7 protein-coding genes are annotated in these 8,646 nt (G+C 40.7%); 5 read left to right on the top strand and 2 right to left on the bottom strand.

The genetic code is table 11. The features are described from left to right. Positions 1 to 40: 40 nt before the first annotated feature. Both BQ5453_RS11925 and BQ5453_RS11920 read right to left on the bottom strand, forming a co-directional pair. Positions 41 to 1,084 carry a transposase gene (locus BQ5453_RS11925; protein ID WP_074027632.1) on the bottom strand — a complete coding sequence of 348 codons (1,044 nt, stop codon included), beginning with the start codon at positions 1,082 to 1,084 and terminating at the stop codon, positions 41 to 43. A gap of 34 nt (positions 1,085 to 1,118) precedes the next feature. Continuing rightward, positions 1,119 to 1,496: an ISAon1 family transposase N-terminal region protein gene (locus tag BQ5453_RS11920; protein ID WP_143033257.1), complete on the bottom strand. Its 378-nt coding sequence runs from the start codon at positions 1,494 to 1,496 to the stop codon at positions 1,119 to 1,121. 609 nt (positions 1,497 to 2,105) lie between these two features. On the opposite strand from BQ5453_RS11920, the gene BQ5453_RS11915 reads away from it, so the two are divergent. The 5 genes from BQ5453_RS11915 to BQ5453_RS11895 all read left to right on the top strand — a co-directional run bounded on the left by BQ5453_RS11915 (position 2,106) and on the right by BQ5453_RS11895 (position 8,243). Continuing rightward, positions 2,106 to 4,127, top strand: coding sequence for a family 20 glycosylhydrolase (locus BQ5453_RS11915; RefSeq protein ID WP_071123363.1), 2,022 nt, complete (start codon positions 2,106 to 2,108; stop codon positions 4,125 to 4,127). A 321-nt stretch (positions 4,128 to 4,448) separates the two neighbouring features. Next, a complete protein-coding gene (locus tag BQ5453_RS11910) occupies positions 4,449 to 5,606 on the top strand; it encodes a DUF3800 domain-containing protein (RefSeq protein ID WP_071123649.1) in 1,158 nt (385 codons plus the stop codon). A gap of 18 nt (positions 5,607 to 5,624) precedes the next feature. Next, complete coding sequence (locus BQ5453_RS11905) at positions 5,625 to 6,383, top strand: hypothetical protein (protein ID WP_071123362.1); 759 nt, start codon at positions 5,625 to 5,627, stop codon at positions 6,381 to 6,383. A 1-nt stretch (position 6,384) separates the two neighbouring features. After that, positions 6,385 to 6,780: a hypothetical protein gene (locus tag BQ5453_RS11900; RefSeq protein ID WP_071123361.1), complete on the top strand. Its 396-nt coding sequence runs from the start codon at positions 6,385 to 6,387 to the stop codon at positions 6,778 to 6,780. Between the two features lie 20 nt (positions 6,781 to 6,800). Beyond that, positions 6,801 to 8,243 (top strand): hypothetical protein, encoded by a 1,443-nt coding sequence (locus BQ5453_RS11895; RefSeq protein WP_071123360.1) that lies wholly within the window; start codon positions 6,801 to 6,803, stop codon positions 8,241 to 8,243. The last annotated feature ends 403 nt before the right edge of the window (positions 8,244 to 8,646 follow it).

Here is an 8,646-nt window from a genome sequence, read left to right as displayed (position 1 = left end):
GGCGCACCCGACAAACCCTGTGGAGTAGGCCGTGCAGATGCTAACCCAAAACTGTTGCTAAACGATACATGAAGAATGGTATGTCTATGACTCCTTTTACTTGTGCACGAAAGCATTTGATCTTTGAGTTCAACGATTCAGCTGAAGCGTTAGTCTTACGTCCGTCAAAGTAGTTCAGGATTTCATCCTCATAGAATCTGATGGTATCGCGTACGGACTTGATTTCACGCAGAGTGCAGGAAGCCACTTTCTCATACCACCCCTTGAAATTCTGTTTGGCAGTCTCCTTTGTGAGTTTCTTGTTTCTGAATATGGCTCTAAGGGAGTTGATCAGATTGTATGCTTCTTCAAGTTTTGGGTAGAGTGCGAAAAGTATCTTCGCACGCTTTTTCTGCGTTGCGCTCCACTTCTCTCGGCTCATGGACAATTGCTTGCGACATCGTGTCTGTGCCTCTACAAGAGTCTCGCCATTTTCAAGCCTTTTGGGTTCAAAGCGAGTGTTCAGCCTCATAGGCTTTCTTCCGCGCTTGCTCTTCTTCCAGTTCTTCCCATGCCTTTTCCTCATTCGCTCGCGGTAAGCCTTTCTCTGCGCTGCCAGATTTTCGAGGTATTTGCGAAACTCTGCCTTCTGTCTGTTCGCCTCCTTTACGGCTTTTCGTTTCAGGCGCAGGCGTATCTCTTCGCAGCCCTCTCCACCGCGTTTTACGACATGGAAGCAGTCACGTATGACTGTGGCTTTAGGGAATGCCTCTCGGGCTATGACACGCATGCAATCTGAGAGATCCATCGTGATATTCTCAACCATTTCACGCTTATCTGCAGGTAGTTGCATGAGAACCTTCAGTACGTCAGCAGGATTCGTTCCCTTGACTACTGCTATGATTGCACCCTTGCGACCATGGGCATCCTTGTTGTGAACGATAGTGTACAGTTCGCCCTGGAGGGAGGTCTCGTCTATGCCTTGCTCCTTACCTACGTTTTGCGGAATAAGAATCCACTTGGATGCGTGATCCTTCTGCTCCCACGTCTCGAAGTTACTCAGGGCGTCCTTGTATCTTTTGGCAAACGTGGAGCTGTTAATCATGTACGTATAACCAATCTGACGAGCGGTTATCGTCTCAGAGTCCATTCGCCCTCTTTAAAAAAAGCGCGAAGTCCTTCGCGTATCGAGTGCCCTTATGCTTCAGTTCAAACTCCTTGTCAAGGTCAACACTTCTTGTTGTGCCATCCGGCATTGTCCAACGCCTTCTTCGTATGTGAAGTACCGCCTTCTTGTCTCGGGCTGGATAGTCAAGTAAACATGATTCTTCCCCAAAACCATTGCTCACGGAATCCTTCATGTCTGGTGTGCGATTGTCGCGCTCATCCAGATAGATGTGAAGCTCTGTTGTGTAAAGAACATCCTTGTCCAGAGTACGCTGTGTTGCAAAGTCTGTCACCTCGAAATATTTAAGAACTCCTTCGGGGAGGAAATATGAGGCGAGGCCCTCATACATATTTTTATTGCCATTCTGATTCATAGTGCAAAGGTACTACTTTTGGGCAATCATGTATCGTTTGGCAACTCAGTTTTTGGGTTAGCATCTGCACAGCCCTCCACAGGGTTTGTCGGGTGCGCCGCTTTTCATGAAAGCAAGCGCAGTAGTATGCAAAGTTACAATTTCTTTTGTACGGCAATGGTGCCGCTATATAGTATTTTTGTTCGTTTTATTTCTGATTTACACGTTTTCAGGCAGATAGAGAAGTCTTTTGCCTTTTTGCTTTGTGTAATGCGTTCTTTGGATTATCTTTGCATAAGATAGTCTATGGTTCGGCAAAGATCGCAAGTAAACTTGCATCTCTGCACTCACCTTGCACTATCTTTGCATAAGATAGGCTGCGGTTCGGCAAAGATCACAAGTAAACTTGCATCTCTGCACTCACCTTGCACTATCTTTGCATAAGATAGGCTGCGGTTCGGCAAAGATCACAAGTAAACTTGCATCTCTGCACTCACCTTGCACTATCTTTACATAAGATAGGCTGCGGTTCGGTTTTGTAGTACATAAAGCTGCTGCAGTTCGATATTTTTGTAGCAATCATTTAATATTATTACATCATAGCTAATGACAAATCTATTCTCATCGAAAAAAATCCTGGCGCTGGCAGCTTGTTGCATGTTGTCTGCGGGTGCTTTGTGGGCAGACATTAACCCTAAGCCATTTGTTGTCCCCGAACTTAAAACATGGAGTGGCGCTGAAGGCCAAACCGCTCTATCGGGACGTATCGTAGTAAAAAATGCCAAGTTAAAGGCAGTGGCTGCGGCTTTGGCTGCAGATTACAAGGAAATGTTTGGCAAAGAGTTGACCATTGTGAATGGTGCAACAAAGGGCGGTGACATAGTGCTGTCGCTGAAGAAAGATAAGGCTTTGGGCGACGAAGGTTATACAATGAATGTTGGTAGTGCAGTTGAAATAACTGCTGCCACCGAACGTGGCGCATTTTGGGCAACACGTACATTGTTACAGATCGCTGAACAACACAAGGGTGGTAATTTGCCAAAAGGTAAAACAACTGATGTGCCTGAGTATAAATTGCGTGGGTTCATGATTGATTGTGGTCGTAAGTTCATACCGATGAGCTATTTGCGCGATTTGGCAAAGATAATGGCCTATTACAAAATGAACACGCTGCAGGTACACCTTAATGACAATGGTTTCCGCCAGTACTTTGGTGGTGATTGGAACAAGACGCAGGCAGCTTTCCGCTTGGAGTGTGATACATATCCAGGTTTGACTGCGAAAGATGGCTCATACAGCAAGCAGGAATTTATAGACTTTCAGAAGTTGGCTGAGCAGAATGGGGTAGAGGTTATTCCAGAAATTGACGCTCCTGCGCATTCTCTTGCTTTTACCCAATACAAGAACGAGATTGGTAGCAAGGAATATGGTATGGATCATCTTGACCTCTTCAATCCTGAAACATACAAGTTTATGGACGGATTGTGGAAGGAATATATTGGAGGTAAAAATCCAGTATTTATAGGCAAGCGCGTACATATTGGCACCGATGAGTACTCAAATGCCAAGAAAGATGTGGTTGAAAAGTTCCGCGAGTTTACTGATCATTATATAAAATATGTTGAAAGCTTTGGTAAACAGGCCGTTGTGTGGGGCGCTTTGACGCATGCCAATGGCGATACAAAGGTTAAGAACAAGGGCGTTTTGATGGATATTTGGTACAATGGTTATGCTGATCCTGTAGAAATGAAAAAGCAGGGTTACAAACTGGTTAGCATACCTGATGGACTGGTTTATATTGTGCCCGCAGCTGGTTATTACTATGACTATCTTAATTGTCAGTATTTATATGAGCATTGGACACCTGCTGTAATTGGTAACAAAACCTTTGAGGAGAATGATCCCATGATAGAGGGTGGTATGTTTGCTGTATGGAACGACCATGCAGGTAATGGCATATCAACAAAGGACGTTCACCATCGTGTATATCCTGCATTGCAAACTCTCGCTGTAAAATGCTGGACTGGTAAGGAAACCAAATTGCCTTACGCAGAATTTGATAGCAAACGTGCAGAACTGAGTGAAGCACCTGGCGTGAACGAATTGGGACGCTTGGGCAAGCCTGGCAGCGTGGTGCTTGAAAAAGCAACAGTTAATGCCGGTGAAACGCTCAATGCAGAGGAAATTGGTTACAACTATGCAGTGACATTTACTGTAGATGGCAAACAGGAAGCTAATGGCACCGAGCTTTTCCGCTCAGCTAATGCCGTAGTTTATCTTGCCGATCCGGATCAGGGCAAGTTGGGCTTTGAGCGTGACGGTTACCGCAATCTCTTCAACTACCGTATCCCTGCTGGTGAGAAACACACAATCACTATTGAGGGAACTAACAAAATGACACGCTTGTTGGTAGATGGCGCGGTAAAGGAGGAACTTGGGCCGAAGACACTCTATGTTATGCGTGACCAAGACAGAGCACATTACCAGGTGAAGGGCACTTATACCTATGAACCAGTGGTGTATCAACCAACAGATCAAATTTATTACCAGCGCACCTTGGTGTTCCCACTTCGTAAGGCTGGAAACTTTAAGAGCACTATTACTAATCTCAAGGTTGAGGCTAAGTGATTGTCAGCTGATAATAAAATAATGAAATAGAGAAACGGGCGAGATGCGTTGCAAAAGACGCTTCTCGCCCGTTAACTTTGTATCAAGATCAGCGGTTTTAGGATTAGAGCATAATTGTAAGCATCCCATGCAGGCCGTATTGAAAAGACTCCTATAAAGTCCGAATTTTGCAGATAAAAGCACTTATATTTCTTGCATATTACTCGTCTTTTATTAGTATTTTTGCAACTGAATATGGTTGTTAGTCAGCTGTTTTGCCAGTTGCACACGACTGTTATTACTATGAAATGTTTGTCTAATAATCAAACTCTGAAGTATTATATGCAATACGCTTTCTGTGATGAATTCGGAGCCTTTGGCTTTACTTTTGAAAAACCAAACGTCTCTACCCACTTTATTATCACTGCCATCATAGTGAATGACAGCGACATGCCTGCTCTACGTGACTCCGTAGAAGCAGTACGTAAAAAACATTTTCAGACAGGAGAGATGAAGTCAAGTCATCTTAAAAATAATCACACTCGTATTAGAAAACTTCTCGACGATTTGATGCCATTGCCGTTTAATATATACTATCTTGTTGTTGACAAAAGAAAGATATATGAACAGAGTGGACTTAGAATAAAAACCTCGTTTTATAAGTTCTTGAACCAGATGGCTTATAATGCTCTCCAAAAAAGTTTTCAGAAACTCACCATAGTTGCTGATGAAACTGGTAGCAATGAGTTTATGCAATCATTTTCAGAATATATTAAGGACCATAATCCTGCTCTTTCTTTATTTGATGAGTTTAATTTCCGTTTTAATAAAAGTGAACATGGTGTTCTTGTTCAATTAGCAGACATTATGTCTGGATGTTTAGCATTCTGCTATGATGAAAACAAAAAAAGTAAGGCTGAGGGTTCTAATTACAAAACATATTTAGGCAAGAAAATCATAGGAATACAGGAGTTTCCAAGAGATCCAGTAACATTCCGTGTGGAAGATCAGATTAATTTTGATAGTCGGGATGATGCAACTGTAGCTAACTTATGTTTTAGAAAAGCGTTGGCATTCAAGCAGGAATTCGAGAATAAAGACGCTGATGAAAATTCAAAAATGCAAATTGCAGTTCTTGACTATCTTTTATTCCGTTTCATGAACAATTCTGTGAGAAGATACATTTCAACACAAGAACTGCAAAATGATTTGGAACGAAAGGGATTTGAAAGACTTTCAACTCAGTCTTTCCGAAATAGAATTATAGCCAAGCTCCGAGATTATGGTGTGATAATAGCAAGTAGCAATAAAGGTTACAAGTTGCCATCCAAGAAAAGCGAGGTCGAAGACTTCATAAAAAAGACACAAGGGATAATTGAACCTATGCTACATCGATTGAAACTGTGCTATAATGCAATTAGATTAGGAAGTAATGGCACTATTTTCATGTTAGATGATCCTGAATATAGTACGCTCAAAAAACTAATAGAAGTAGAATAACCTAATTTTCAAGTTGGTATGAAATTTCGTCACTCAATAAGAAACTCCCAAAGTTTTCTTTTCTCGGCAAAGGAATCTGATGAAGCATATTATGATGTTGCCTATGAATTGACAAAGAAACTTTTCATAGGTATGGCTAAACATGCATTGGCTTTCAACTCTACCAAGTATAATATTTATGAGCCACCATTTGTCTTTAGAGAACGTCAATTAGACACTCTGATTATGCCAGTATTGGTTTCACTCTGCAAAGGACTTGCGTTTGCTGAATATCCGATGACTCGAAACAGCAAAAAGAAGGGATTAGAAATTGAGAACTCTCAAGGACGTATTGACTATTGGTGTATTTATAAAGACTACAGCGTTGTTATTGAAGTGAAGCATAGTTACGACAATTTCGAAACACCATGCACAAACGATGGGCGCTTACTGCAAAGATGGAGAACCATGAATATCATTCAACTTGGAAATGTAAAAGACGATATAAAACACTTTGAGGAAAAAACAAAAGGTGTAATTCGCCTTGGTCTGCATTTCGTTACGTCTCACAGCAGCACAAATCCGACTGACAATATACGCGAGACTTATATCTCACAAGAAAGAGTGATGCTTGACCGACTTTACAAAGACTTAAAGACAGTTGTATCTCCAGATTTTATGTCTGTATGGGAGATGGATAAAGATATGGTTTATTATGACAATGATAGAGCATATCCAGGATTGATAGTCATGGCAAAGTTTTTCAAAGATATTAAACACAAAGGTTCAGAAGATTGATATGAAAGCAATTAAGCACGTATTACTTAAAGGAAATGAAAGTTTCCTTGATCATACAAAGAGTATTGCTTTATACGGCAAACTCTATTGGTACAAGTCTGACAAGAAACTTAATGTTGGTGACATCGTGTATCTTTTTATGTCAGGTAAAGGACATTATCAAATCAGATACAAATTAGAAGTAACCAACACAAGCGTGCCAAGACAAGACGAAAAATGTTGGTTGGCTCCATTTGTTCCTGATAATGATTGCTTTGAGTTCACTCCTGTTGCAGCCATGTATGAAGGCGAAGAACTTGGATATAATGAACTGGAATCGATAGGTATCAGTAGATATGTTCAGTATTCTGTTCTCAATAAAGAACAGATAAACTTCATCGATAAATGCTTTGAGTAGCACTATAACAGAAACTTTGTATGATTGGCGCAATTATTGGTGACTTAGCAGCATGGACTTGGGAAAACGATCATGAGAAGTTTTACCCATTCTTGATTTCAGAGAAAGCATTGCTCTCTGAATTTGGGCTTTCTGTGCTTGCAACTGCAGATGCACTTGACTTTAATCTATTCATGAACGAAGCAGAATATCAGGAATACATTCGTCCATGGTTTCGTGTTGTCCATGACGATATCGTATGCTACTCTGAAGGAGTTAAGGAGTGGATTGAAAAGCAAGACTATAACTACAACTATAATACAATGGCCATAGGAATTGCAATGGTAAGAGTGATTCCTTGCGCATGGTATCAAGAGAAAAATCAGGACAACTGCGGTCTAATTTTTGAACAAAACATTGAGAAAGAAGCATGGTACTCCTTACAATTCCTTCGTAAGATAATATACTTGTTGAGAAATGGTAAGACAAAGGATGAAGTCTATGCAGAACTTGGAGGTGTTTTCAAAGGTTGCCGTCACGATTGGGACTGGCGGAATCAAGAATCTCCTATACCCTACATTCTCAGAGCTTGGGATGCATTTTACAATGCTTTCGACTTCGGTAGTGCTTTGCACAATGCCATGAGAATGGAAGGAAATAAAAGACTTTTGGGTACATTAACAGGAGCTATCGCTGAAGCTATGTATGGATGTCGCAACTACTTCATCAAGAAGAAATACGCTGATGAAAATCATTGTGTCAATGATATTTGCATACCTTTGAAGATCAACGAACGGTATCATAGAACTATATCAAAGATTAAACGACAAAAAGAATGGGCAAGGGTATTTGGGGCAAAGAATGATGCTCGTACAAATATCGAATATCATCACTTCACTCATATAACAACCTCTTTTAAAGAAAAGGTCATCTCTCCTGAGTTACATCGGCGTATCATCAAGTCGTTTGAGCCAGGATGGGAAGATCGATACAGTTTCTATCTAGATAATGGATGGATATATGTTTGCAGAAGCTTTGTTCTTCTTGGAAGATTTAGATTTAGAAAATTGGAAGACGGGACTTATCGAATATTTGATGTTCAAGAGTCCGATGAGAATGGTTCATCTGTAACAGGTATCGATGAAGCTTTATATTCTGTTGAACACAATTGGCTTTATCTGGAATCACCATATAAATACCTCAGTCAGTATTATTCGGAAGTGAATATGGAAATGCCTAAGGAGTATGAAGGTACACATAAAGCTGATTTTTGGCATGGAGAAATGATGCTTCACGAAGACGGTGATAATATTGGGCAATGGATAGAGGCTGGAATGGATACACTCGAAAGGCAAAATGATATTAGACTATATAAGTCTGCTAAAGAGTTGGGCAAGGAACGCTTTGGCGTCGCTTACTATATAAATGAACTTTACGCAAAGTGGTGCCCTTATGATAATCTTGATTGGATCTTTGAATATTGAGAACGTGGAGGGTTTGTAGTATATTACAAACGGCTTGAACAAGGCAGGCTCAGTCCTTCCATATTCCATCATCAAAAATGCAACTGCTTTTGTAGATATAAGATGGGATAAAATGGTACTACTCATGGAAGGTATCAGACTTGGAACCAAAAGGCGGAAACGATATAATATTATCAAAGAAACGCTTTGACGATCAGCTGTGATATCAACGCTTATCCAAACCTTTGAACTTTTGGGGATAAATCCCAAAGATTGGTTATCCAAGACGTTTCTCAAAATCGCTGCGCAAAATAATTACAATCCAGAAACATTATTACCTTACCATTACGTATAAAACAAATAAGCCAAAGTCCTGATAGATTGACTTTGGCTTATTTGTTTTCTACAATACGGCCTGTATGGG

The organism is Prevotellamassilia timonensis, assembly GCF_900106785.1.
GTDB lineage: Bacteria > Bacteroidota > Bacteroidia > Bacteroidales > Bacteroidaceae > Alloprevotella > Alloprevotella timonensis.
This window is presented reverse-complemented; position numbering and strand designations above follow the sequence as displayed.